Annotated in this window: 25 protein-coding genes; 23 read left to right on the top strand and 2 right to left on the bottom strand. The window is 43.4% G+C overall.

Going from position 1 to position 25475, the window contains the following annotated elements; all coding sequences use genetic code 11:
• The first annotated feature begins 28 nt into the window (after positions 1–28).
• The 17 genes from EKM76_RS02870 (at position 29) to EKM76_RS02790 (ending at position 15771) form a co-directional block, all read left to right on the top strand.
• Positions 29–310 (top strand): chorismate mutase, encoded by a 282-nt coding sequence (locus EKM76_RS02870; protein WP_125549171.1) that lies wholly within the window; start codon positions 29–31, stop codon positions 308–310.
• Between the two features lie 43 nt (positions 311–353).
• A complete protein-coding gene (locus EKM76_RS02865; RefSeq protein ID WP_125549170.1) occupies positions 354–833 on the top strand; it encodes an NUDIX hydrolase in 480 nt (159 codons plus the stop codon).
• Positions 834–877: 44 nt separating this feature from the next.
• On the top strand, positions 878–1345 hold the full coding sequence (locus EKM76_RS02860; protein ID WP_125549169.1) for an Rrf2 family transcriptional regulator: 468 nt from the start codon (positions 878–880) through the stop codon (positions 1343–1345).
• 17 nt (positions 1346–1362) lie between these two features.
• Positions 1363–1686 (top strand): hypothetical protein, encoded by a 324-nt coding sequence (locus EKM76_RS02855; RefSeq protein WP_125549168.1) that lies wholly within the window; start codon positions 1363–1365, stop codon positions 1684–1686.
• A gap of 23 nt (positions 1687–1709) precedes the next feature.
• Positions 1710–2552 carry a DUF72 domain-containing protein gene (locus EKM76_RS02850; protein ID WP_125549167.1) on the top strand — a complete coding sequence of 281 codons (843 nt, stop codon included), beginning with the start codon at positions 1710–1712 and terminating at the stop codon, positions 2550–2552.
• 34 nt (positions 2553–2586) lie between these two features.
• A complete protein-coding gene (locus EKM76_RS02845; protein ID WP_125549166.1) occupies positions 2587–3129 on the top strand; it encodes a DNA-3-methyladenine glycosylase I in 543 nt (180 codons plus the stop codon).
• Between the two features lie 113 nt (positions 3130–3242).
• Positions 3243–5273, top strand: coding sequence for a methionine--tRNA ligase (gene metG / locus EKM76_RS02840; protein ID WP_125549165.1), 2031 nt, complete (start codon positions 3243–3245; stop codon positions 5271–5273).
• A gap of 48 nt (positions 5274–5321) precedes the next feature.
• Positions 5322–6095, top strand: coding sequence for a TatD family hydrolase (locus EKM76_RS02835; protein WP_125549164.1), 774 nt, complete (start codon positions 5322–5324; stop codon positions 6093–6095).
• Positions 6092–6664 carry a ribonuclease M5 gene (gene rnmV / locus EKM76_RS02830; RefSeq protein ID WP_125549163.1) on the top strand — a complete coding sequence of 191 codons (573 nt, stop codon included), beginning with the start codon at positions 6092–6094 and terminating at the stop codon, positions 6662–6664. Before EKM76_RS02835 ends, rnmV begins: the two co-directional genes overlap by 4 nt.
• Positions 6657–7547 (top strand): 16S rRNA (adenine(1518)-N(6)/adenine(1519)-N(6))-dimethyltransferase RsmA, encoded by an 891-nt coding sequence (gene rsmA, locus EKM76_RS02825; protein WP_125549162.1) that lies wholly within the window; start codon positions 6657–6659, stop codon positions 7545–7547. The genes rnmV and rsmA overlap by 8 nt, the downstream gene beginning before the upstream one ends.
• 118 nt (positions 7548–7665) lie before the next feature.
• The gene (locus tag EKM76_RS02820) at positions 7666–7923 is read left to right on the top strand and encodes a Veg family protein (RefSeq protein ID WP_125549161.1); all 258 of its coding nucleotides are present in this window, start codon (positions 7666–7668) and stop codon (positions 7921–7923) included.
• Between the two features lie 296 nt (positions 7924–8219).
• Positions 8220–9758 (top strand): L-lactate permease, encoded by a 1539-nt coding sequence (locus EKM76_RS02815; RefSeq protein WP_125549160.1) that lies wholly within the window; start codon positions 8220–8222, stop codon positions 9756–9758.
• 343 nt (positions 9759–10101) lie between these two features.
• The gene (gene ispE / locus EKM76_RS02810) at positions 10102–10968 is read left to right on the top strand and encodes a 4-(cytidine 5'-diphospho)-2-C-methyl-D-erythritol kinase (protein ID WP_125549159.1); all 867 of its coding nucleotides are present in this window, start codon (positions 10102–10104) and stop codon (positions 10966–10968) included.
• Positions 10969–11080: 112 nt separating this feature from the next.
• The gene (gene purR, locus EKM76_RS02805; protein WP_125549158.1) at positions 11081–11908 is read left to right on the top strand and encodes a pur operon repressor; all 828 of its coding nucleotides are present in this window, start codon (positions 11081–11083) and stop codon (positions 11906–11908) included.
• A gap of 242 nt (positions 11909–12150) precedes the next feature.
• Positions 12151–13530, top strand: coding sequence for a bifunctional UDP-N-acetylglucosamine diphosphorylase/glucosamine-1-phosphate N-acetyltransferase GlmU (gene glmU / locus EKM76_RS02800; RefSeq protein ID WP_125549157.1), 1380 nt, complete (start codon positions 12151–12153; stop codon positions 13528–13530).
• A gap of 206 nt (positions 13531–13736) precedes the next feature.
• Positions 13737–14717 carry a ribose-phosphate diphosphokinase gene (locus EKM76_RS02795; RefSeq protein ID WP_125549156.1) on the top strand — a complete coding sequence of 327 codons (981 nt, stop codon included), beginning with the start codon at positions 13737–13739 and terminating at the stop codon, positions 14715–14717.
• 124 nt (positions 14718–14841) lie between these two features.
• On the top strand, positions 14842–15771 hold the full coding sequence (locus tag EKM76_RS02790; protein WP_125549155.1) for a YdcF family protein: 930 nt from the start codon (positions 14842–14844) through the stop codon (positions 15769–15771).
• A gap of 34 nt (positions 15772–15805) precedes the next feature.
• Here the strand turns inward: EKM76_RS02790 and mscL are convergent, their stop codons facing one another.
• A complete protein-coding gene (mscL, locus tag EKM76_RS02785; RefSeq protein WP_125549154.1) occupies positions 15806–16192 on the bottom strand; it encodes a large-conductance mechanosensitive channel protein MscL in 387 nt (128 codons plus the stop codon).
• Positions 16193–16405: 213 nt separating this feature from the next.
• On the opposite strand from mscL, the gene rlmN reads away from it, so the two are divergent.
• On the top strand, positions 16406–17419 hold the full coding sequence (gene rlmN / locus EKM76_RS02780; RefSeq protein WP_125549153.1) for a 23S rRNA (adenine(2503)-C(2))-methyltransferase RlmN: 1014 nt from the start codon (positions 16406–16408) through the stop codon (positions 17417–17419).
• 1073 nt (positions 17420–18492) lie between these two features.
• On the top strand, positions 18493–18945 hold the full coding sequence (locus EKM76_RS02775; RefSeq protein ID WP_125549152.1) for an NUDIX hydrolase: 453 nt from the start codon (positions 18493–18495) through the stop codon (positions 18943–18945).
• Here EKM76_RS02775 and EKM76_RS02770 read toward each other — a convergent pair.
• Positions 18942–20288, bottom strand: coding sequence for an HD domain-containing protein (locus EKM76_RS02770; RefSeq protein WP_125549151.1), 1347 nt, complete (start codon positions 20286–20288; stop codon positions 18942–18944). The two genes, EKM76_RS02775 and EKM76_RS02770, sit on opposite strands and share 4 nt — an antisense overlap.
• Positions 20289–20537: 249 nt before the next feature.
• Here EKM76_RS02770 and EKM76_RS02765 point away from each other — a divergent pair, with 249 nt between their 5' ends.
• The 4 genes from EKM76_RS02765 (at position 20538) to EKM76_RS02750 (ending at position 25312) form a co-directional block, all read left to right on the top strand.
• Positions 20538–20984: a DUF1934 domain-containing protein gene (locus EKM76_RS02765; RefSeq protein ID WP_125549150.1), complete on the top strand. Its 447-nt coding sequence runs from the start codon at positions 20538–20540 to the stop codon at positions 20982–20984.
• A gap of 166 nt (positions 20985–21150) precedes the next feature.
• Positions 21151–21780, top strand: a complete 630-nt coding sequence (gene rpoE / locus EKM76_RS02760; protein WP_318531395.1) for a DNA-directed RNA polymerase subunit delta — start codon at positions 21151–21153, stop codon at positions 21778–21780.
• A 278-nt stretch (positions 21781–22058) separates the two neighbouring features.
• Complete coding sequence (locus EKM76_RS02755) at positions 22059–23660, top strand: CTP synthase (protein WP_125549148.1); 1602 nt, start codon at positions 22059–22061, stop codon at positions 23658–23660.
• Positions 23661–24022: 362 nt separating this feature from the next.
• Entirely contained in the window at positions 24023–25312 is a 1290-nt protein-coding gene (locus EKM76_RS02750) for a UDP-N-acetylglucosamine 1-carboxyvinyltransferase (protein WP_125549147.1), read from the top strand.
• Positions 25313–25475 lie beyond the last annotated feature (163 nt).

Raw genomic sequence — 25475 nt, 5'->3', positions numbered from 1 at the left:
TAACTTAATTTTGGATGGGGCGAGTGTAATGTTAGAAGCAGAACGTCAGGAAATCAACGAGATCGATGCACAGTTAACGGTATTATTTGAAAAACGGCTGGCGGTGGCGCATAAGATCGCCACGGTTAAATACGCAAACAAGCTTCCACTAACTAATGTTTTACGTGAACAAGAAGTGATTGCCCAGCAAACGGCGGCCTTAGCTGATCCTGAGCTGGCACCTTATCTGACGGATTGGTACCGCAGCACGATGTTGATTGCAAAGCAATATCAAGCCCATGTGATCAAAGGGCTACAGAGCGGTAAGTGACCGCGATGTGTGCTAAAATTTATTAAGAGAAAGAATGGAAACGATGGCTTGTAAATATACGTTAGCGTTGCTGCACTATCAAGATCTATTGTTAGTCTTGAATCGCCGCAAACCACCTTATCCAGGACAATGGAACGGAATCGGCGGTAAGCTGGAAGCTGGTGAGACGCCTGCCGCGGCCGCACAACGTGAGATTTTTGAGGAAACGGGGATCGCCAACGCAGACTATTCACTGACTACAGCTGGTATCATCGATTGGTTTATTGATGGTAAATATATTGATAGTATCTACCTGTATGTGGCTGAATTACACACAGTGGATGTGACGGTATATCCACAACAGATGCGTGAAGGACTGCTTAATTTCTTCCAAGTCAGTTGGCTGACTCAGCCAGAAAACCTAGGTGTTGTGCCTGATTTTAAGCGGTTGCTTGCGCCAGCTTTGACGGGTAAACAGCAACGATACATCACTAATTTTGTTGATGAACAGTTGATCGATTTTTGGGTCAAACCACTTGAGTGAGCTGTGGCTAATATTTAAATTTAAGAGTACGAGGAGGTGTCGCTATGCGTCTGGATTTTTCAGTAGCCGTGCATAGTCTGCTTTATTTAGAGCAAAAACAACCACGGCTGGTATCCAGTCGTGAGCTCGCCACTTCGATGACCACTAATCCAGTTATGATCCGCAATATTTTGTCGGTACTGCATAAGCAACACTACATTCGCGGTGTCGTTGGTAAGAATGGTGGGTACCAGCTTGATCGGCAGTTGGAACAGATCAATGTTGGTGAACTATACGATTTAACGATTCCACCAACTTTGAGCTACGCCCGTTTTACCACGGGTAACACAGGTGCAATCGGTGAAGGTAATGATATTAGCCGTAATATTGAAGAAACATTGACTGATTTATTTACGTTGGCCGATGATGGCTATCGCGCATTTTATCATCAATTCACGATGGCTGATTTAAAACGCGACATGCAGCAACACGGTTATTTCAAATCGATCACTAAGGCACCATTTAGCAAGTAAGCTGTAGGAGGTGACTTATGGTCCGCGAAGATTTAGTACTGGCACTACAATTGATCACACAAAGGTTGCGCAATGTACGGCGGATCCAATTTGCTATCAACTTTTTATTTGCTTACATCCTACTGCAGATCGCATTTAATGGCTTACAATTGACGATTTTTACCGTACCATTTACTCGTGGTCGTGCAGTGGCGGTTGCTTTTTTATTAGCCTTGATCGGTTTAGCACTAAGTCGTATTCGGCGTAATTATCGCCATAATGGACAACGCGTTGTTTTCGAATTAGGTCGTGAATTAAGTCAACATGAGACCTGGTTGGTACAACAATTTCAGCGTTATTAAAATTTATGCAAAGGGGGTAAAAAATGATCACACTCGGTTTGACGACTTGGAGCGAACATGGCAGTTTGCTGCATGAAGGTCGCGAGCGTAAACTTACTTTGCCGGAGTACAGTCAGTTTTTACCTTGTGTCGAGCTAGATACGCCATTCTATGGGATTCCACGGTTGAGTTCATTCAGTAAATGGGCAACAGAAACGCCGCCAGAATTTCAATTTATTGTGAAAGCAAATCAGGTTATGACCCGCCATCGCGGCCCTGAAACGGTTGGTGCACTTAATGAACAGGAAGTGTTCACCCAATTTAAGCAAAATATTACCCCTTTAGCGGCAGCAGGTAAGTTAAAATCAATTCTGTTACAGTTTCCGCCATTTTTTGGAGTCAGTTCGGAAAATATCACTTATTTAAATCAGGTGCGCGACTATTTAGGTGATTTACCGGCTGCAGTAGAGTTTCGTAATCCAACTTGGTATCAGGAAAAGTTTCGGCAGCGTACGCTTGGACTGCTGCGACAGTTAAATTTTAGCCATGTTATCGTTGACGAACCACAAACGCCAGCTGGTAGCGTGCCTTATTTTCCGGTAGCCACTAATCAATTGGCCATTCTGCGCTTGCATGGGCGTAACTTTGCCGGTTGGGCGAACCAAGGTAAGGATTGGCGCAGTCAGCGTACACTCTGGCGTTACAGCACTAATGAATTGAAAAATTTTGTGCCGGATATTCAGCGTTTGACCCAAGAGACCAAAGAAGTTTGTGTGATTTTTAATAATAATTCTGGCGGCGATGCAGCAGATAACGCCTTGGCCTTACAGCAATTGTTAGGCATCGAATTTACTGGTTTAGCGCCGCAACAAATAGATTTATTTTAAAATGTAAGACTTCCAAGAAAGTAGCGATGGCATAATGATGGAGCACCAACGTTGTAGCTGGGCTAATTCAAGCCCAGCAATGCAGACGTATCATGATCAAGAATGGGGCCGGCCGACTTATGTCGATCAGGAATTATTTGAACGACTGTGTTTAGAAACTTATCAGGCCGGCTTAAGCTGGGCGACGGTATTGAATAAACGGGCTGCTTTTCATCGTGATTTTCATGATTACCAAATTCAAGCAGTTGCAGCGATGACCACTCAAGAAATTGACGCCGCGATGCAGGATGCTGGCATTATTCGTAATCGGCGGAAATTAGAAGCTACCGTTAATAATGCGCAGGCTTGGTTAAAAGTGACCGCTAAATTTGGCAGCTTTGCTAATTATTTTTGGGCGTTTGTCGGCGAATCAATGCCGCTCAGTAGGGAAGTGCCAACACAAACGCCATTATCGATTGCATTAGCTAAAGATTTAAAAAAACGTGGCTTTAAATTTATTGGCCCAATAGCGGCGTATGCCTTTATGCAAAGCGTTGGTGCAGTCAATGATCATGAGAAAAATTGTGCTTGGCGCTGAAAACGCGAATCTATCTTTAGGTTCGCGTTTTTATTATCGTTAGAATGCCCAATCTAACGTATTTTTGTGCTATAATTTTGGTAACTATTTACACAAAAGCGAGGAACGCAAATATGGCAGCAGAGACTAAACCGACATTTTATATTACATCACCGATTTATTATCCATCTGGCCGTTTACACATCGGTAATTCGTACACTACGATTGCTTGTGACGTCTTAGCTCGTTACAAACGGTTGTCTGGTTACGATGTTTTCTATTTAACCGGAACTGACGAACATGGCTTGAAAATTGAACAAAAAGCCGAAGAAATGGGAATCACACCCCAAGAATATGTGGACAATATGGCCGCAGATGTTAAAAAATTATGGCAAGTGCTAGAGATCTCTAACGACAAATTTATCCGTACAACTGATGACTATCACGTTAAGGCCGTACAGAACATCGTTGATCAATTGATCAAACAAGGCGATGTTTATTTAGGTGAGTACGAAGGTTGGTATTCTGTTTCTGATGAAGAATACTTTACCGAATCCCAATTAGCCGAAGTTTACCGTGATGATAACGGCAAAGTGACTGGCGGTAAGGCACCTAGTGGTCACGAAGTTTCGCTAGTCAAGGAAGAGTCTTATTTCTTCAAGATGAGCAAATATGCTGACCGGTTGGTGAAATACTACGATGAACATCCTGATTTTATCCAACCAGCCTCCCGCAAAAAAGAAATGCTGAAGAACTTCATTGAACCTGGTTTGGAAGATTTAGCTATGTCACGGACCACCTTTAATTGGGGAGTACCAGTGAAGGGCAACGACAAGCACGTGGTTTATGTCTGGGTCGATGCCTTGCTTAACTATATTACGGCTTTAGGTTACGGCACGCCGGATGATACGCTATTCAAGCGTTACTGGCCAGCTGATGTTCAGTTAGTTGGTAAAGAAATCGTTCGGTTCCACACGATCTATTGGCCAATTATTTTGATGGCCTTAGATATTCCGTTGCCGAAGAAAGTCTTCGGTCATGGTTGGTTGCTGATGAAGGACGGTAAGATGTCCAAATCAAAAGGCAACGTGGTTTATCCGGAAATGTTAGTTGAACGCTATGGCCTTGATGCTTTGCGTTATTATTTGATGCGCGCCATTCCGTTTGGCAACGATGGCGTCTTCACGCCAGAGGATTTCGTTTCGCGGATCAATTATGATCTAGCCAATGATCTTGGTAACTTGTTGAACCGTACGATTGCAATGATCAACAAGTACAATGATGGATCTGTGCCAGCGGCCACGGCTAATGTGACTGAGTTTGACGCTGATTTAAAGGCGGTGGCCACCACAACTCTAGCTAAGTATGAAGAAATGATGGATAATTTACATTTCTCCGACGCTTTAGATGAAGTTTGGCGCTTGATCAGTCGGGCTAATAAATACATTGATGAAACTGAACCATGGCGTTTGGCTAAAGATGAAACGAAAAAAGCTGAATTAGATAGTGTGTTAGGTCATTTAGCAGAAAGCTTGCGTCTGGTTGCTTTATTATTACAACCGGTGATGACCCACGCGCCAAAACAGATCTTCACTCAATTAGGTTTAGATTTCGATGATCCAGCTAACCAAGAATTTAGTTTCGGCCATTTTCCAGCCAATACTAAAGTTATCGCTAAGGGGACGCCGATCTTTCCGCGTTTAGATATGGATGAAGAAGTTAAGTACATTCAAGCACAAATGCAGATGACGATCGGCACCAACAAAAAAGAACAAGAAAAAGCTGATGCACCTACTGGCTGGGATCCAGCAAGTACTGAATTAGCTTTGACTAAAAAAGCAATCAAATTCGAGGATTTCGACAAGACAGAATTAAAAGTTGCTGTGATCAAGCACGTCCAAAAGGTGGCGGGAGCAGATAAGTTGCTCCAATTCCGTTTGGATGCTGGTGATGGCGAAGATCGACAAATTCTGTCGGGAATCGCTGAATTCTACCCTAATTTCACTGAATTAACGGGTAAACACGTGATCATCGTTGCTAATTTGAAACCACGGAAAATGCGTGGTCAGATCAGCCAAGGGATGTTGCTTTCTTCTGAAATGGAAGGTAAAATCACTTTGTTGACCGTAGATGAATCGATTCCAGCCGGCGCTTTAGTCGGTTAAAGTTGTGGGGGCTGCCAACGGTGCAGCCCTTTATTTTTGGAGGCAGTTATGCAAATATTTGATTCACACACTCATTTAAATGATGGCCCATTTGCGGGACGAGAAGCGGCTTATATTCAGCACGCCAGCGAGCTAGATGTCACTAAAATGGCGATCGTTGGTTCGGATGCTAATTTAAATCGTGGCGCACTGGATTTGGCGGCGCGCTTCGATAATTTATACGCGATCGTTGGTTGGCACCCTGAATACGCTATGGACTATACGCGGCAAGTGGCAGATGAATTGCGCCAGCAGCTACAACAGCCTAAAGTGATCGCAGTCGGTGAAATTGGGCTCGACTATCATTGGGATAGCGAACATCATGTTCAGCAACAGAAGATTTTTCGTGAACAAATTGAGTTAGCACACGAGCTACATTTGCCGATCTCGGTGCATACTCGTGACGCGTTAGCCGATACCTACGCGATTTTAAAGGATGCACACATCGATGAATTTGGTGGCGTGATGCACAGTTTTAACGGTAGCGTTGATTGGTTGAATAAATTTCTTGATCTTGGGATGATGATCTCCTTTAGCGGGGTGGTCAGCTTTAAAAACGCGCCGCTGGTGCATGAAGCGGCTAAAGTAGTGCCTAGTGACCGCTTAATGGTGGAAACCGATGCGCCTTATTTGACGCCGACACCCTATCGTGGCAAGCAAAACGAGCCTGGCTATACGCGGTACGTGGTGGAAGCCATTGCTAAATTGCGCGGTGAGTCCGTGGCAACCATTGCGGCGCAAACGTACGCTAACACGACTAACTTTTTCAAGGTGGCGCCATGACTGATAAAATTAAAGAAGTAATTGTCGTTGAAGGCCGCGATGATACGCGGCGATTGCAGGATGTGGTCAATGCCGATACGATCGAAACTAATGGCTCGGAAATCAGTGCTGAGACGCTAACCGAAATTGCTTTAGCCCAAGAAAAGCGCGGAGTGATCGTTTTAACTGATCCTGATTTTCCTGGCGAGCAAATTCGGAAAATTATTACCCGCACGGTACCAGGCGTTAAACATGCTTTTTTACGGTCAGGTCAAGCGCAACCAGCTGATCACCACAGCAGTTTAGGGGTTGAACACGCCAGTAATAAAGCGATTTTAGCGGCGTTAGGTCATCTCTACACGTCAATGCCTGACGCACCAGCCGTTATTTCAAGGCAACAATTGCAGCAAGCGGGTTTGACTGCGGGGGTCAATGCCCGCGCACGGCGGCAACGACTAGGCGATATTTTACGGATCGGCTACACCAATAGCAAACAACTTTATAAACGGCTACAATTGTTTCAAATCACTCCTGCTGATTTTACTACAGCGGTAGCGCAACTAGATAGAGAGGAACAACTTAATGACTGAAGAACAACAACCAATCGGTAGTCGCGAACGGACCCGGGCGATCTTAGCTGATTATGGCTTAACTTTTAAGAAAAGTTTGGGTCAAAATTTTCTAACTGAACCAACAATTTTACGTCAAATTGCCAGTGCAGCTGAGTTGACTGCTGCCGATGATGTGCTGGAAATTGGCCCCGGAATCGGTAGTTTAACCGAACAATTGGCGCAAAATGCCCATCAAGTGTTGGCGTTGGAAATCGATCAACGCCTATTACCGATTTTGGCTGACACCTTGGCGCCATATGACAATGTGACCGTACTGAATCAGGATGTATTGAAAAGTGATCTGGCGACGCTGATCCGCGACCATTTTGATGGTCAACATAAGGTGAAAGTGGTCGCTAATTTGCCTTATTACATCACAACACCAATTTTGTTACGCTTATTGGAAAGCGGCATCGCGTTTGATCAGATCGTAGTCATGATGCAAAAGGAAGTGGCTGAACGCTTAGCGGCTGATCCTGGCAGTAAAGCTTATGGCTCTTTATCAGTAGCCGTACAGTATCAAATGACGGTCAAACTTGCTTTTATTGTGCCGAAAACTGTTTTTGTACCGCAGCCTAACGTTGACTCGGCAATTGTGGCGTTAACACGTTATGTGACACCACCAGCAGTCGCAACTGATGATAAAGTTTTTGCGCGTTTAGTCAGAGGTAGTTTTGCCCAACGGCGTAAAAGCTTGTGGAACAATTTAACGGCGCTTTATGGCAAAGATGAGACAACTAAGACAGCAATAACTGAAGTTCTGGCAGCAACCGAAATTGACCCTGGTATTCGCGGGGAACGACTTAGCGTAACCGATTTCGTTCGCTTAGCCAATGCGATTAGCGCCAACGAACAACTTTAGCCGAATTTTAATATTTTTCACTATGGTTTTGGTTGCACTGAATAAAAGCTTGTGGTATAATTGCAAATTCCGCTGATCCGTGATATACTAGACTTTATCTTAAGAAGAGGTGAAGCAGATGCCAATTACACTAGCGAGCATTAAAGCAAATCTCGATAGTAAAGTCGGAAAGAAAATGATGGTCGTCGCGCAAGCTGGGCGAAAGAAAGTTACCAAGCGTAAGGGGATTTTGCACGAAACCTATCCTTCTGTTTTCGTTGTTGACTTAGATCAAGAAGAAAATGCTTTCGAGCGGGTTTCTTATAGCTATGCTGATCTATTAACGAAGACCATTAAAATTGAATTTGATGGAGAACCACAAATTGCTATATCCTAAAAATAATTATTTTAACTCAGAGCTGAATGGCTCTGAGTTTTTTTGTTGTTTTTTTAGCGTACTATGTGATGATTTGTGCAGTTATTGAATAGCAGTTAAACGATGGATTCAAGTCAGCATTCTTGCCTTTGTGCTAAAAATCGCAAATAAGGGAAATCACTAATTCAATTTATGCGAGTAAAAGTAGCTTACATTTAAAATGAAATCGGTTACAATTGAACTAGTTATACTAGTAATAGTTTTTAATGAATTATATTTTTTGATTTTTATTTTGGAAGTAGAAGGAGGCGTTACTTATGCATTGGGGATTATTCTTAGCTGCGTTACTGCCGATCATTTGGTTAATTTTTTCGTTAGGCGTACTTAAAATGGCTGGTAGTAAGGCGTGTACAATTGGACTTATTTTAACATTGTTACTTGCAATATTTGTTTTTAAAATGCCTATTCTTAATAGTTTAACTGCAGCTTTAGAGGGCGCGGTGATGGGGATTTGGCCGATCGTTTATATTATTATTGCCGCCGTATTTACCTATAATTTGACTACTGCTAGCGGTAGTATGGCAACGATTCGGCATGGCTTATCAAGCATTACTAGCGACAAACGTTTATTGGTATTGATCATCGCTTGGGGCTTTGGCGGCTTTTTGGAAGCAATCGCTGGTTTTGGTACAGCAGTTGCGATTCCAGCAGGTATACTAATTGCCTTTGGCGTTAATCCGATTTTGTCGGCGACGATTTGTTTGATCGCTAATACAACGCCAACTGCTTTTGGGGCAATTGGGTTGCCGGTGACTACATTGGCACAAATAAGTGGTTTAAATGTACAGCACTTATCTTACTTAGTTTCATTGCAACTATTACCGTTGATCGTGATCATTCCGTTTGTGATGGTGGCGTTGATCGGTGGCGGGGTAAAGGCGATCCGCGGTGTTTGGGTGCCAACACTAGCGGCTGGCCTAGCTTTTGGGATTCCGCAAATTTTTGTTGCCCGTTTTCTTGGGGCTGAATTACCTGCAATTATTGGATCGATCATTTGTATTATTGTGACTGTTTGGTTTGCGCGCCGCTATGAAAGTAAGCATCCCAGCGAACAAAAAGCTGATGTTGAGACGCCGCGAATGAGTGAGTTTGCCTTGGCGGCGATGCCATTTATCCTTGTATTTGTTTTTGTTATGCTGGCTTCACCATTAGTGCCACCACTGAATCACTTTTTGACTAGCATTAAGTCGGCGGTTACGATCTACACCGGCGCCGGTGCTAAACCATATATTTTCAATTGGGTATCAACACCGGGAACGTTGATTATTTTGGCAACGATCATCGGTGGGCTGATACAAAAGATGAAGTTAGGACAGATCTTTAAGATTTTGGGTAAAACCGCGGTTCAGATGGTTCAGACCTTGATCACGGTTTGTGCCATCGTCGCATTAGCCAAAGTAATGGGCTATAGTGGCATGATCGCAACAATTGCGGCGACTTTAGTTGGTTTACTCGGCGTTTATTATCCCATCGTTGCGCCGCTGATCGGTGCGCTAGGCACTTTTGTAACTGGCTCAGATACATCGGCCAACGTTCTGTTCGGTAATCTGCAACGACAGGCGGCAGTGGCCTTACATGATAGTACGTATTGGGTGGTTGCTGCCAACGCGGTGGGTGCCACTGCTGGTAAAATGATTTCGCCACAAAGCATTGCCGTGGCGTCGGCGGCAACTAATTTGCAAGGTCAAGAAGGCGAAATTCTTAAGCAAAGTCTGAAATTTTTCTTAGGCTACTTGGTGATCATCTGTGCGTGGATTTTCTTATCAGGATTATTTATTCACGCGCTGCATATTTAAAAAACGCTAAAAGAGGCTGTGACATAAGCAATATTATGTCACAGGCTCTTTTTTATTGCCGAATATTATAGATTAAACGTGTGACATAAGATAGCTCCCTCCGCTTGCCATGGTTTAACTTGGCGGTCTTCGCCTTAGTTAAATGGTCAACGTCCGTAACATCAAAGATTTTCGGTATGAAAATCATCCACTATTGTGGAGTAGTAGGCTAATGCTCAGGAGCTGACCGTCTTATGTTACACTCTCTTTTTGTCGTCTTGCTAATTCATGATTATCGTGACTTTTAAGTTGGACGAAAAGTTAGTATAATTGTAAACAAATCAAGTAGTCGGGTGGAATGAGCATGGAAATCACGGAAAAGGCACCGGCAAAAATTAATTTAAGTTTAGACGCCCTTTTTCAGCATGCTGATGGCGAGCACGAGTGGAAAATGGTGATGACCTCAGTTGACCTCGCCGATTATGTTGATCTGGCACGAACGGCGACGCGGCAAATCACGGTGACTACGGATAGCGGTTTTTTACCAGTCGATCAGCGTAATTTGGCGTTCCAAGCGGCACAACTTTTACAGCAAAAAGCTGGTGTAACCAGCGGTGCGCGAATTCATATTCGTAAACAGATTCCAGTGGCCGCCGGCTTAGGTGGGGGCAGCTCGGATGCAGCAGCGGTGTTACGTGGGCTTAATCGATTATGGCAATTAAATTGGTCATTAGCTGATTTAGCACATTTAGGCTTGGCAATTGATTCCGATGTCCCATATTGTGTGTATTCACAAACCGCCTTGGTCACTGGCCGCGGTGATCAGGTGACTTTGCTACCTAAGTTACCACCGTTTTGGGTAGTGATAGCTAAGCCTAGCGCTAGTGTTTCAACGCCGAGTATTCTGCGTTCGATCTCATATGATGCGCAGTTATATCATCCGCCGATCGAGCAAATGGTAGCGGCGATCCACAATAATAATTACGAGCAGATCTTGGCCAGCATGGGTAATACACTGGCAGAAATCACTAGCCAGCGTTACCCGCAAATTAAGCAGTTACAGCAGCAAATGTTGCGCTTTGGTGCGGATGCAGCACAAATGAGTGGTAGCGGACCGACTGTATTTGGTTTATGCGCCAAATACTCGCGGGCACAACACGTTTTTAATAGTATGAAAGGTTTTTGTCATGAAGTTTATCTGGTACGGCCACTATTAAATGGCTTGAACTAGCGCTTAAATAAGAAAAAACGAACTATTTTAAACAAAAAGCGATAAATGCTAGTTTTTTTAAGACAAAGTCTATATAATAGACAAACGAATGTCTTAAAATGAGGTGGATTAATTGAAAATAAGGCGCAGTGAACGTTTGATCGATATGACCCGGTACTTATTGGAGCGACCACATACGTTGGTCCCGCTAACCTATTTTGCTAAACGATTTGAATCGGCGAAATCTTCGATCAGTGAAGATCTTGGTATCGTCCGGCGTACTTTTACTAGCCGTGGGACAGGAATATTAGAAACTATTCCTGGTGCGGCTGGTGGTGTCCGTTTCATCCCAACCATTAGTCAGGATGAAGCAACTGAATTTATTGATGCCATGACAACCGAATTGTCCGAACAAAGTCGTTTATTACCTGGCGGCTACGTCTATTTGTCTGATTTGCTAGGACAGCCTGATGTTTTACGGACGGTCGGCCGTTTGATTGCGACACAATACGTGACGCAACAAGTCGATGCAGTGATGACCGTTGCGACAAAAGGGGTACCGATCGCCCAAAGCGTATCGATGTTTTTAAATGTACCATTCGTTATCGTGCGCCGGGACTCGAAAATCACTGAAGGCTCGACGGTCAGTGTGAACTATGTGTCTGGCTCATCCGAGCGTGTGGAGAAAATGGAGCTATCGAAGCGCAGCCTGAAACGAGGCTCACGGGTCTTAGTTGTCGATGACTTTATGAAGGGTGGCGGCACAGTCAACGGGATGAAGAGCTTGATTGAAGAGTTCGAAGCTGAATTAGTTGGTGTGACCGTTTTTGCTGAATCAGCTTTTGCTGGTGAACGCGCGATTGCTGATTATACAGCGTTATTATCCGTTGATAAAGTCGACAGTCGTGATAAAACAATCCATGTCGCACCAGGTAATTACCTTAGCCGGACATTTAAGTAAGTCTAGGGGCACTTATTTATACCTAATTACCTGCACGGTGACCACTAGGTAGGCGCAAGAAATAAGAATCAAATTGACGTCGCGAATTAATTTTCGTGGCGTTTTTATTTTTCCAGCGGCGGCACTTGTCAGTAATTTGTGACTAAGCTATGATAGTTAGGTGAATGTGGCTAAATCAGTTAAATTGGTCTAGTCAATAAAATGACTACTTAGTAACATAATCGTGGAATAGAGGAAAAAACTTGATAGCAAAATATACTGTAATTTTAGCAGCGGGTCAGGGTACCCGCATGAAATCAAAATTGGCCAAAGTGTTGCATCCTGTTTGTGGCCGGCCAATGGTCGATCATGTACTAACACAAGCAGAAAAATTGCATCCGGATAAAATCGTGACGGTGATCGGTCATGGCGCTGCTGCCGTTAAAACGGCTTTAGGGCAACGGACTGACTATGCCGTACAAACTGAACAGAATGGGTCTGGCGATGCCGTTTTACGGACTGAGGATCAACTAGGCGCCGCTGAAGGGATGACGATGGTCGTGAGTGGTGACACACCATTATTGACCGCAAAAACATTTGAGCAATTATTTGAATATCATAAAGAAAAAGGGGCTAAAGCAACTGTACTAACGGCGACTGCCGCTGATCCAACGGGTTATGGTCGAATCGTACGGAATGAATTAGGTGTTGTTGAAAAAATCGTCGAGCAGAAAGATGCGAGTCGTGAAGAAGCAGCCATTACGGAGATCAATACCGGTGTTTACTGTTTTGATAATCAAGCATTATTTGCTGCGTTACATGAAGTTGGTAATGAAAATGCACAGGGTGAATATTATTTAACCGATGTGATCGGTATTTTGAAAAACAAGGGTGAAATTGTTTCTGCTTATCGGATGAAGGATTTCACTGAATCATTAGGTGTTAATACTCGAGCCGCATTAGCTCAAGCAACGAAAATTATGCAGCAACGAATCAATGATGACCACATGACTAACGGCGTAACTTTAGTCGATCCAGCAGCGACGCACATTGACATTGATGTAAAAATTGGGGCAGATACAACGATTGAAGCTGGCGTCACGCTTAAAGGTAAAACCGTGATCGGTAATGATTGCTACATCAGCACTGGTTCTGCCTTAACTGATGCGACAATTGGTAACGATGTACGAATCACCAGCTCGACTATCGAAGAATCCAGTATGGCTGATCATAGCAATATTGGGCCGATGAGTCATTTACGACCACAATCAGAGATCGGTGAATACGTTCATATTGGTAATTTCTGTGAAGTCAAAAAGGCACAGTTAGGCGCGCACACTAAAATGGGCCACTTATCCTATGTCGGCGATGCGACTTTAGGTGAACATATCAATATCGGCTGCGGCGTTGTCTTCGTTAACTATGATGGGCTGAATAAGCATCATTCGACTGTTGGCGATTGGTCCTTTATTGGCAGTAACGCTAATATTGTGGCGCCGGTTAAAGTGGCTGATCATGCTTTTGTGGCTGCAGGGTCAACGATCACAGCTGATGTTGATTTCCATGAAATGGCGATCGCCCGCGGCCGGCAAGTCAATAAAGCAGACTATTGGGCTAAATTACCACACGAACCTGAAAATTAGGCTTTCATGAAAATACCGTAAGTTTTCGCAGTCAAGCTTGATTTGTGCGCGGAAATTACCTATTATTTAAATGTGGGTTTATTAAAGGCGGCAAAAAAGATACTTTACTTTTGTGCCACTTCTTGTAGATCACTTGGAAAGATCAATCAAAATAGTTTTGCGACACGTTTTATAACAGACGACATTAAATTAAAATGGAGGCTCTCATGTCAGAACATTATTTTGATCCAAAGCTGAAAATATTTGCTTTGAATTCAAACAAGCCGTTAGCGCAAAAAATCGCCGATGAAGTCGGAGTTGAACTCGGTAAGACTACGGTGGATCGCTTTAGTGATGGTGAAATTCGGATCAATATTGAAGAAAGTATTCGTGGCGATAACGTCTATGTCATTCAATCAACTTCTGCGCCAGTCAATGATAATTTGATGGAATTGATGATCATGATCGACGCATTACGGCGGGCTTCTGCAGCATCAATTAACCTGGTGATCCCTTATTACGGTTACGCACGCCAAGATCGTAAGGCGCGTTCACGGGAACCAATTACGGCTAAATTAGTGGCTAATATGTTAGCAATGGTTGGCGCAACACGAATTTTGGCATTAGATCTACATGCCGCACAAATCCAAGGTTTCTTCGATATTCCAGTTGATCATTTAATGGGTGCACCATTGATCGCTGATTATTTCTTGACTCACGGCGTTAGCGAAGATACCGTGGTTGTTTCACCAGATCATGGTGGCGTTACGCGGGCGCGTAAATTAGCCGAATTCTTAAAAGCACCATTAGCGATTATTGATAAGCGACGGCCTAAAGCCAACGTTGCCGAAGTAATGAATATTATTGGTGACGTTAAAGGCAAAAAATGTATTCTAATTGATGACATGATCGATACTGCTGGGACGATCACATTAGGTGCGCAAGCATTGATGGATGCCGGCGCAACTGAAGTTTATGCCAGTGCCACCCATGCTGTTTTATCTGGCCCAGCAATCGAACGGATCGCTAACTCACCGATCAAGCAATTGATCGTGACTGATTCAATTCAATTGCCACAAGAAAAATTAATTGATAAAGTCGTTCAGATCTCAGTTGGTCCATTGATCGGTGATGCGATCAAACGAATCCACGAAAATAAACCAGTTAGTCCCTTGTTTGAAAATAAATTCCATAAAGAAACTAAATAAGGTCAAAAGGTGTGCTGAATCAGCGGTATAGTCGCTAGTTCAACACACCTTTTTATTTTAATGCGTCCGTTTTTGTGGATGTAGTTAAATGGTCATATTCGGAATTGAAATAGAGGTGAAATCAATGTGGTGGCTAGTTGGTCTGAGCATCCTAGTGCTGGTAGCATACTGGCGCCGGCTTTTTTGGCTGGCTGGTTATGGCGCTGTGTTTGGTGGTGGCATTTTAGGTTGGTATTTGCTAACTGCTGGTGGTGGGCTAAATTTGATCCAGCGTGTATTGCCGTGGGGCTATGGTGTCGTTAGTGGCTTGCTGGTCATAGTCGGGTATCTGTTTTGGTACTTTGCTAGGCAATTGTTACGTCGGCGCGGTGAACGGCTGGCTTATCGCAGTTTGCAACTCGTTGCGTTAATTTTAGTGTTACTGCCAGTACTCACTTTATGGTGGCGCTCACGATTAGTTGCGCTGCTCTGGTTGAGCGTTGGTTATTTTGCAGTTGGTTTGCTGGCCTACGCTGTAGGAACATTATTGTTACTTAGCTATCCTAAGCCCGCACAGCCGCAGTATGTGATCGTGCTCGGTTCCGGCTTGCGGCCAGATGGTCAGTTAACCAGCACGCTGTATTGGCGTGTGCGACGGGCAGCGCAACTTTACCGGCGGCTTGGCGGCCACATTATTGTATCTGGCGGCCAGGGTAGCGATGAACCTTGTAGCGAGGCGGAAGCCATGGCCGCAGTACTAATCAAAATGGGGGTGCCTGCCAGTGCACTGATTTTAGAAGATCGCTCAACTTCGACCTTAGAGAATTTGCAACTGTCACTGGCTATGGTGCCGGTAACGGCTGTTGCTGGGGTGCTGACCAGCAATTTCCATATATTGCGGGCTGCTTTATATGCGAACCGTTTGGACCGTCAGTTGACCTATTATGCGGCATATACGCCATGGCGTTATTTGCCGATTGGCGCACTCCGTGATTATTTAGCATTACTGGTCATGACTCGTTGGCGGCAATTGGCGGGGTGGTTATTATTAATGTTGTTGGAGATCTGGCTATAAAAAATCCACGCTTTTGGCGTAGATCTGAGTCGACTTATTTACGTTGTTGCTGAACTAATAAGTCGCGAATTTCTTTTAAATATTCTTCTTCCTTAGTCGGTAGTGGCGCTTCTTCTACGACCTCATGCGCAGCCAGACCGCGCAGCTTAGTGATACCTTTAAGCAATAGGAAAATGACGAACGCAATGATGACAAAGTTGATCACGTCATTCAAAAAAGAACCAACTTTGAATTGTGCTGAGCCTAGTTTTAACACGATGCCGGAAAGATCGACTTTACCGACGAACAAGGCCAGTAATGGATTGATCAGATTAGTGGTCAATGATTTAACGATCGTGGTAAAGGCGCCACCAACGATCACGGCAACGGCCAAATCCATCACATTACCGCGTAACAAAAAATCACGAAATTCTTTTAGCATGGACGAAACCTTCCTTACTCCACAATAGAGGACGAAATTTTGCTGATCCCCAATATTATGGTATTTGTATTTAAAATTAATTATAGCTAAAAACTGACAGAAACCCAATTAAAACGAAATCTTTTGCGCTTAAAATTGAATTAGCTTGCGTGGTGCGCCGAGTTAGGCTAACATAAGCGTAATATGAACGCATAAAAACGGAGGCAGTATAAAATGGTAAAAACGTCCATTTATGGATTGAACAAACAGGATTTAATTACTTGGTTTATTAAACATAATGATAAGAAATTTCGCGCAACCCAGGCTTGGGATTGGTTATATATCAAGCGAGTAACTAGCTTTGAAGCAATGACTAACTTATCCAAAGCCACAATTGCTTTGTTAGCGGCAGATTTTAGTTTCGATCAACTGAAGCCCGTTGAAGTACAGGAAGCTAAAGATGGTGTAACGGCCAAGTATTTATTCGAGTTAGAAGATCAATTAATGATCAGAACGATATTGGTACGGCATGAATATGGTTTATCAGTTAGTGTCAGCGCCCAAGCAGGTAGCAATAAAGCTACTGGGTTGGTCGAAAATCGACGTAATTTAACCGTTGGCGAAATTGTCGCTCAAGTCATGCAAGTGCAACATTATTTAGATGGGCAAGGCCATGATGAGCGCGTCAGCCATATTTTGGTTAAAGGTGTTGGCGAGACGTTTGATAACTTTGACAACGTCATGAAATTCTTGGAGATCATGAATGATGCAAAGGGCTTAGAAATCGGTGCACGCCATATGACGGTTTCTACTAACGGGCTAGCTGACAAGATCCGCGAATTTGCTGACTACGATACGCAAGTTAATCTGGCAATTTCGTTGGATGCACCTAATGATGACTTACGTAGCAAAATTATGCAGATCGATCAGAACTGGAATTTTGGTAAGCTGTTTGCGGCGATTCGCTATTATTTAGAAAAAACCAATCGTCGGATCACGTTTGAATATACCATGTTAAATGGGGTCAATGATCACAACGAGGAAGCTATGCAATTAGCTGAATTGTTAAAAGATATTCGGCACCTGGCATACGTTAGTTTGATTCCGTACAGCCCAGTCACTGAAAAAGATCAATATTCACGTAGTACTAAAAAGCGGATGACCGTCTTTTACGAGACTTTAACGCAACACGGTATCAATGCAAAAATTCGCCGTGAAGTGGGTACCGAAGCTGCCACTAAAGCATAATTTAAAGGACCAACTGAGTAGCAAGGATTCTTTCTAAAGTTTAGCTGTTATGCTAACTCGTAAGCAGCGTTGGTTTGGTTCCATTCCGGCGCTGGCGTATGGAACGCGTGCGACTTGAACTTGGCGGTTTCCGCATAGTTCAATCGACAACGGGAAGCAAGTTCTGCTTAGCGGTTAAGTGCTAGTTCTGATACTTGTTAATTTAGTTGTTAGAAACGAGTGACAGTGGTGCGTTGGCAAGCTAATTTTCTTTCCAATTAAGCCCAATCGGAAAAGAAAATGGATCTTGTCAATCGCGCATGGTACTAGGCGACCACAATTCAGTCACCAAGTACCATCGACACAGCTGCGACTTGGACTTGCCGTACTTCGGCAATAGTCCAATCGACAACGGGAAGAGCGTTCTGTTTAGCAAATAAGTACTAATTGAGATACTTGCTAAGCAGTGTGGGTAAGAACGAGCGACAGTGATACGCCAGTGCCTCCATTTCACCTTGGCAGTTTTAGAACACTATTTGATTAGTTAGTTTAATCGCAAATTGTTAGCGATTCGCAGTTTTAAAGTTAAGTTATATGCGCATAAAAATGCCGATAAAACAGTCTTTCAACTGTTTTATCGGCATTTTAGTTCTGATTGTCACTAGTTTTGCTGCTTAAATAATCAACGTTTGAACGTTCACCCATTACCTGCTGGAACGGAGTCGCCATTGGACCACTGTTGCTCATTCTTAACAACTAAGTTCGACAAGTATCAGAAACTAACACTTATTCGCCAAGCAGTGTTTGCTTCCCGTTGTCGATTGAACTATGGCAAAGACCGCCAAGTTTAAGTCGCACGCGTTCCGTCCACTGGCGGTGGAATGGAAGTTAATCAGCTCAACTTTTAAATAAGCTTCAGAAGAACCGTATCAACTCAGTTGGTCCTTTTTTGGTCACTTATAAATAAGTGGTGCGCTAACGCTTGCTTTCATAAAATTTTAAGTTTAAATTCACCTTTGCGCTAGTCACTGGGCAGTAGGTCGGCTACAATATAGATAATTATCCGCTTAATATGAAGTAGAGGAGGAATTATCATGGACGAGATCGTTTTTGGTAAACGTGACCCTAAATTGACCTATAAAACTAGGATCGGCGCTTATGTGGTGATACCTGACGCAACCAACCAGCAAATCTTAGTGGTCGAACCGCCGAATCGTACTTTCCTATTACCTGGTGGCGGCATTGAACCCGGCGAATCCGACGTTGAAACTATTGCCCGCGAGTTGATCGAAGAAGTTGGTGGTACCCTGCAGATCACGGATTACTTAGGCAAGGCCAGCGAATATTTCTACTCGACTTGGCGCAAGCAAGCCTATTATCATCCGGCACATTTTTACGCGGGGACTGGCTTGATCAAAACCCAAGCACCGCTGGAAGGTGACTTCAATCAAATTAAATGGCTAGCGCTTGATGACGCAGCACAAGCGTTAAAACGGCCAACGCACCGTTGGGCCTTGGCACAGTGGCGCGAAAAACAAGGCGGTTAAGGAATCAGGGTGCCATTTAAAATGTGACTTTGAAATTCTTGATAAGTCGCTGCAAATAAATTTTCAGTTATGTCCCGTGTCAACATTTCTTTCGGGAAAAAGAAGCGCTCGTCACCGGTCATTTTGCCGCTGATCGCCGCAACGATATCACTTAATGTTGATAATTCAATTAAGCTGCCATCTGGTTGACTGATTTCGATCTGCGTTTTGGGGCTGGCTGAATTGGGATCATACGCATCGTAAGGCAAGTCATAACTATTATTGATCGCTGTGTAATAAGTGATGTCGTAGCCGACTGCCGCAATTAATTGGCGCATTTTTGGTAACAGCTTTTGTGTAGCTGTGGTGACGCTAACTGATTTTAGTGGGCGCCGATTTAAGAAACGGCCAGCCAAATCACTGATGATTGGATCATCGAAGTCCTGCCAAGTGATGAAATAAGTGGTCAACACACCGTCATCCAATTTCAGATAGTCAGCCAACGTGAAGTTATTTTCTAAAAATGGTAATAGTAAATAAGGCACCGCCTCGTCTGGTAACTCATTTTCATCATAAAGAGTTTTCATTCGTTGAAGTAAGTGCTGTAAAATAACTTCCATTGCGCGTGAAACTGGATGGAAATACACTTGCAAGTACATCTGGAAGCGACTTAAAATATAATCTTCGACAGCGTGCATGCCATCCATTGAAAAGGCGATGCCGTCTTTATATGGCTGCATAACGCGTAAAATCCGAGTTAAATCAAATTTACCGTATTCGGTGCCAGTGTTGTAGGCATCACGCAATAAATAATCCATTCGATCGGCGTCGATTTGACTGGAGATCATTTGGACAACTTGGGGATTAGGATAGTCGTGGGTGATCACGCTGGCGACTTGTTCAGGAAAATCAGGGCTAACGCGACGTAGTACTGCGTTGACCTCGGTTTCTGGTGCCGTTAAAATGGCCACGGTGACTTGCTCGTGATTGGTGGCAAAAATATGTTCAAAGGTATGTGAATAGGGACCATGGCCGATATCGTGCAGTAAGGCCGCGCACAAGACGACCAACCGCTCGTTGTCATCCCATAAGCCGTCACCAGGAACTTTTGTCGAGAAATTCCGTTCAAAATTATCACAAATTTGGCGCGCAATTTCGTAGACACCTAATGAGTGACTGAAACGACTATGTTCAGCGCCGTGAAAAGTAAATGAAGCGGTGCCCAGCTGTTTGATTCGGCGCAGGCGTTGAAATTCTTTGGTGTCGATCAAGTCTAAAATAACTTGATGTTGAACGTGAATATAATTGTGCACGGGATCGCGCAATACTTTTTCCCGTGGTAAGAGTTGTTTACCGTAATCCATGATAACTTCCTTTGATAATAAAATTATGCTACTATGCTTGAATTATATTAATTGTTAGACTATTTTTATTCTTTGCTACTGATTATACCTTTTTCAGCAAACGACTGCGACTTAAAGAAGCTCTCTACGTGCGCAGAAGTGGCTGAGACTGATATAATGTAAACAGAGCACGACGAGATCAGCTGTAAAGTTATTCATGACGCAGCATAGACATGACTGTATAGATTGAGAAAAAGGTGGCAATAAATTATGGATCTTTCAACAAACTTACCGATCATGATTCATTTAGAAACAGTAGTACGGCAGGATGGGGATTCTACCCAGCATATTTTTGACGAGCCAGGTCAATTGGTACAAGTTGGCCGAGCACTTTATATTCGTTATCAGGAAACTTCCGAAGACGATGGCACGCCGATCCCAGTGACCATGAAGCTTGAGGCGGATGGCGATGTTAAACTCACACGCGGGGCACAAAACGGCAACCAACGGCTGCAATTGCATTTTAGCCGCAACACACGTGTGATTGCGCGCTACCAAACTCCTTATGGTGTGATCCCGATCGAGACGCTGACACCACGATTAGATATACGGATCAAAGAACAGCCAGTTTCTGGTGAGATTTATATTGAGTATCAATTGTTTGCCGGAAATGATCATCTTGGTGATTATCAATTGCGCCTTGTTTTTACCGCTTGATATTGCTTTTTAGAATTTTGCATAGTATGATGTAGAATAGACTGCGAAGCCATATTTTTTGTGGTACTTTTTGCATAAGAATGGCTATCGCCTGAAACATAAAAGCTTATTGGCATACTGGCTAATATATCTACATTAATGGTGAAGTAGAAAGGACGTGTACCTGTTGGAACTCGACGCTTTCAAAGGACAGAAAAAAAACGAATTATCAATGATCGAAGTGGCACATGCGATTTTAGAGCAAAAGGGTGACGTGTTACCATTTGCTGACTTAGTTAATGCCATCCAAAAGTTTTTGGGTGAAAGTGATGAAGAAGTCCGCAATCGGTTGTCACAATTTTATACAGATCTAAACGTTGATGGTAGCTTTATTTCATTGGGCGAAAACGTTTGGGGTCTACGTTCGTGGTACCCATTCGATTCAGTCGATGAAGAGGTCAACCATCCAGAAGATGAAGAAGATCAACCACAACGTAAACGCCGTAAGAAAGTCAATGCTTTCTTGGCGGATGTCAGTGATGACGATGATGTGATCGATTATAATGATGACGACCCAGAAGACAATGACGATGATCTAGATGATGAAGCCGATTACGTCGATGACGAAGGCGTTGTTAGTGATCACAGTGAACAAGGGCTTTTAGCCGATGCTGACGATAATAGTGATGATGCACCTGATGAAAACCTGCCTGACGGTATCGAAGGTGAATTAGCCGAATTCGATGATGATGATATCGATGACGACGATGATTTTGTCGGTGACGATGATGCAGATGATGATGACGACAACGAGTAATTTGGCTGATTGAAATTGAATGCTTGACGCTTAAGTGATTTCCATGTATTATATTGCTTGGGCGCTTTACAAGTATTTGTAAAGCCAATGAACGGTTATGATAAGCTCCCTATTCTAAGGAATGGGGAGCTTATTTTTATTTTTGGGCGTGCGACCGTTGCGGGTTGCACGTTTGCGTTGGTTGATGTAGGGCCAACGTAAATGTATTTTGTCAGGCTTAAGTACCTCGCAAAATGCGCTCAGCTTTGTTCCCCGAATAATATTGAAGGAGTTTTGATATGACCAAGTATATCTTTGTAACAGGCGGCGTTGTTTCATCACTAGGCAAAGGAATTATTGCGGCATCATTGGGACGGCTACTGAAAAACAGAGGTTTAAAAGTAACGATTCAGAAATTTGATCCTTATATCAATATCGATCCTGGTACGATGAACCCTTATCAGCATGGCGAAGTTTTCGTTACTGATGATGGTGCGGAAACCGATCTTGATCTTGGTCACTACGAACGTTTTATTGATGAAGATTTAAACCAATACTCCAACGTTACGACGGGTAAAATTTATAGTGAAGTTTTGCAAAAAGAACGAAATGGCGATTATTTAGGCGCTACAGTCCAAGTAATTCCGCATATTACTGATGCATTGAAAGCAAAAATCATGCGTGCTGCTAAAACAACCGATTCCGATATTATTATCACGGAAATTGGTGGCACGGTCGGTGATATTGAATCATTACCGTTCGTCGAAGCAATTCGGCAGATGAAGGCTGATGTTGGCCGGGATAATGTTTTATATATCCATGCAACGTTGATTCCATATTTACGTGCGGCTGGTGAAATGAAAACTAAACCAACGCAGCATTCAGTTAAGGAATTACGTGGTATGGGGATCCAACCCGATATTTTGGTAGTTCGCTCAGAAAAACCGATTACGCAGGACATGCGTAATAAAATTGCTTTATTCTGTGATGTGACACCGGAAGCGGTTATCGAATCCTTAGATGTCGATACACTGTATCAAATTCCAGTTAATTTACAAGAACAAAATATGGATGATATCGTGCTGGAACATTTTAAAATGAACAACGTACCAGCTGCTGATATGACTGAATGGAACGGCTTGCTACAGAAAGTTCGCAACTTGAAAGGTAAGACGAAGATTGCCTTAGTTGGTAAATACGTTGAATTACAGGATGCTTATATTTCCGTAACGGAAGCCTTGAAACATGCGGGTTACCATTATGATGTTGATGTTGAAATTGCTAAATTTAACGCGGAAAATGTTAATGAAGCTAACGCGGCCGAATTATTAGGCGACGCGGATGGTATTTTAGTTCCCGGTGGCTTTGGTGATCGTGGTCTTGAAGGTAAAATTACCGCCATCAAGTATGCCCGCGAAAACAATGTACCGTTCCTCGGTATTTGCTTAGGGATGCAAATGGTCTGCGTTGAATTTGCGCGCAATGTAGTTGGCTTGAAGGACGCTGGTTCTTCAGAAACACAACCAGATATTGCTGATCCAGTAATTGATTTAATGGCTGATCAAAATGCAAAGGAAAACTTAGGTGGCACTTTGCGTTTGGGCTTGTATCCATGTGTGCTTAAAGAAGGTTCCGTTGCGGCGGCAGCTTACGATAATGTACCTGAGATTCAAGAACGTCATCGTCATCGTTATGAATTTAATAACAAGTATCGTGATCTATTAGCAGAAAATGGCTTAGTCTTCTCTGGACTTTCACCAGACAAGCGTTTGGTCGAAGTGGTCGAATTACCACAAAATGATTTCTTCGTGGCGGCACAATACCACCCAGAATTCTTATCCCGTCCAAGCCGGCCAGAAGGTTTGTACAAAGCATTTATCAAAACTGCAAGTCATAACTAAGCGTATAAGTGCTTAGTGGTAGCATATTTAGTACTAAATGTTATAAAATAGAGGGAGTTGTGAACCTTGTTGGTCATGGCTCTCTATTTTTGTACAGTTACGGCCAGTAAATAACTATGTGGTGACAAGCGTTTAAATAAAACTAGATTAAAATAGCAGATTACAAAAGATGACAATTATTAAGAATTCATAAAATCACAAAGCTATTTTTAACGAATTTTTTTGCGATAGCTAGTCGGGCTAGGGCTAGTTGCTGTAAAGAGATTGTTAGAATTTACTAACCAATTGGGTTAAGCTATTGTATTTTTAGGTTACATTCTTTATCATTGAAATGATTATAATTGAAGTGAGGAAAGTAGCGTATGAAGAAAATGAGGATCCAAGGTGGCAAACCGCTATCCGGTACGGTGACGATCGGGGGCGCGAAGAATAGTACCGTTGCGCTGATCCCCGCATCGATCCTAGCTGATACGCCGGTAACACTGGACGGGGTACCTGATATTCGGGATGTACATAATTTAATGTCGATCTTGGAATCGATGCATGTGACCTCAACGTTCACTGCGGATATCCTCAAAATCGATCCCACGCAGATCGTACCGACGCCGCTACCTAATGGGCGGATCAAGAGTTTGCGTGCCTCATATTATTTTATGGGTGCACTACTCGGTAAATTTGGTGAAGCCATCGTTGGACTACCTGGCGGCGATGATATTGGGCCACGGCCGATCGATCAACACATTAAGGGCTTTGAGGCATTAGGCGCGCAAGTGACTAATGAACATGGTGCAATGTATATTAAAGCGCCAGCTGAAGGATTACATGGTGCGCGCATCTTTTTAGATATGGTTTCGGTTGGGGCGACGATCAATATTTTATTGGCGGCGGTTCGTGCTAATGGTCGGACGATCATTGAAAATGCAGCCAAGGAACCAGAAATTATTGATTTAGCAACTTTTTTAAATAACATGGGTGCGCAGATTCGTGGCGTTGGGACCGATATTATTCGGATTGACGGCGTGGATCGACTAGAAGCGCATAATTCACATACGATTATTCCTGATCGCATTGAAGCGGGCACTTATTTAGCGATGGCCGCAGCGGTGGGTAATGGTGTTTTGGTCAAGAATATTATTCCAGAACATTTGGATGCTTTCTTAGCGAAGATGGAAGAAATGGGTGTGCAGCTGGATTACCATGATGATAGTATCTACGTTAATCCGTCCGATCATCTGAAAATGGTGCAGATCAAAACAGCGCCTTATCCTGGCTTTGCAACTGATCTACAGCAGCCGATCACGCCGTTATTGTTAAAGGCGCGCGGTGAAGGCTTGATCGTTGATACGATCTATCCAAAGCGCGTCAAGCATGTTCCGGAATTGATTCGAATGGGTGCCGCGATCACGATTGAAAATGACGTGATTATTTTGCATCACGCTGATCGATTATCGGGTGCTGAAGTTTCCGCAGATGAGATTCGTGCTGGCGCTTGTTTGATGACTGCCGGATTGATGGCGCAAGGCGAGACGGTTATTAGTAACGTTGAGAATATTTTGCGCGGCTACGATCGCGTGGTTGATAAATTACATCAGCTTGGCGCGCAAGTCGAGATCATTGATGATGTAGAACAAATTTCGATTGCAGCACGCTAACTGAGATTACGGGACGAAGAGCGGCTAGCTTCACTAACTCGGCTGAAGCAGCGCTTTTTGGTCCGTTTTTTTGTAGCTGGAAACGTACCAAAAAGGTAGATTATTGCGTATACACCAGTCAAATGAGCCACTTTATGTCGCTTATCAACGGGCCAGGAGATAC

The sequence above is a fragment of the Loigolactobacillus zhaoyuanensis genome (assembly GCF_003946385.1).
Classification (GTDB): Bacteria; Bacillota; Bacilli; order Lactobacillales; family Lactobacillaceae; genus Loigolactobacillus; species Loigolactobacillus zhaoyuanensis.
The sequence above is the reverse complement of the archived record's forward strand: the minus strand, read 5'-3'. Positions and strand labels throughout refer to the sequence as shown.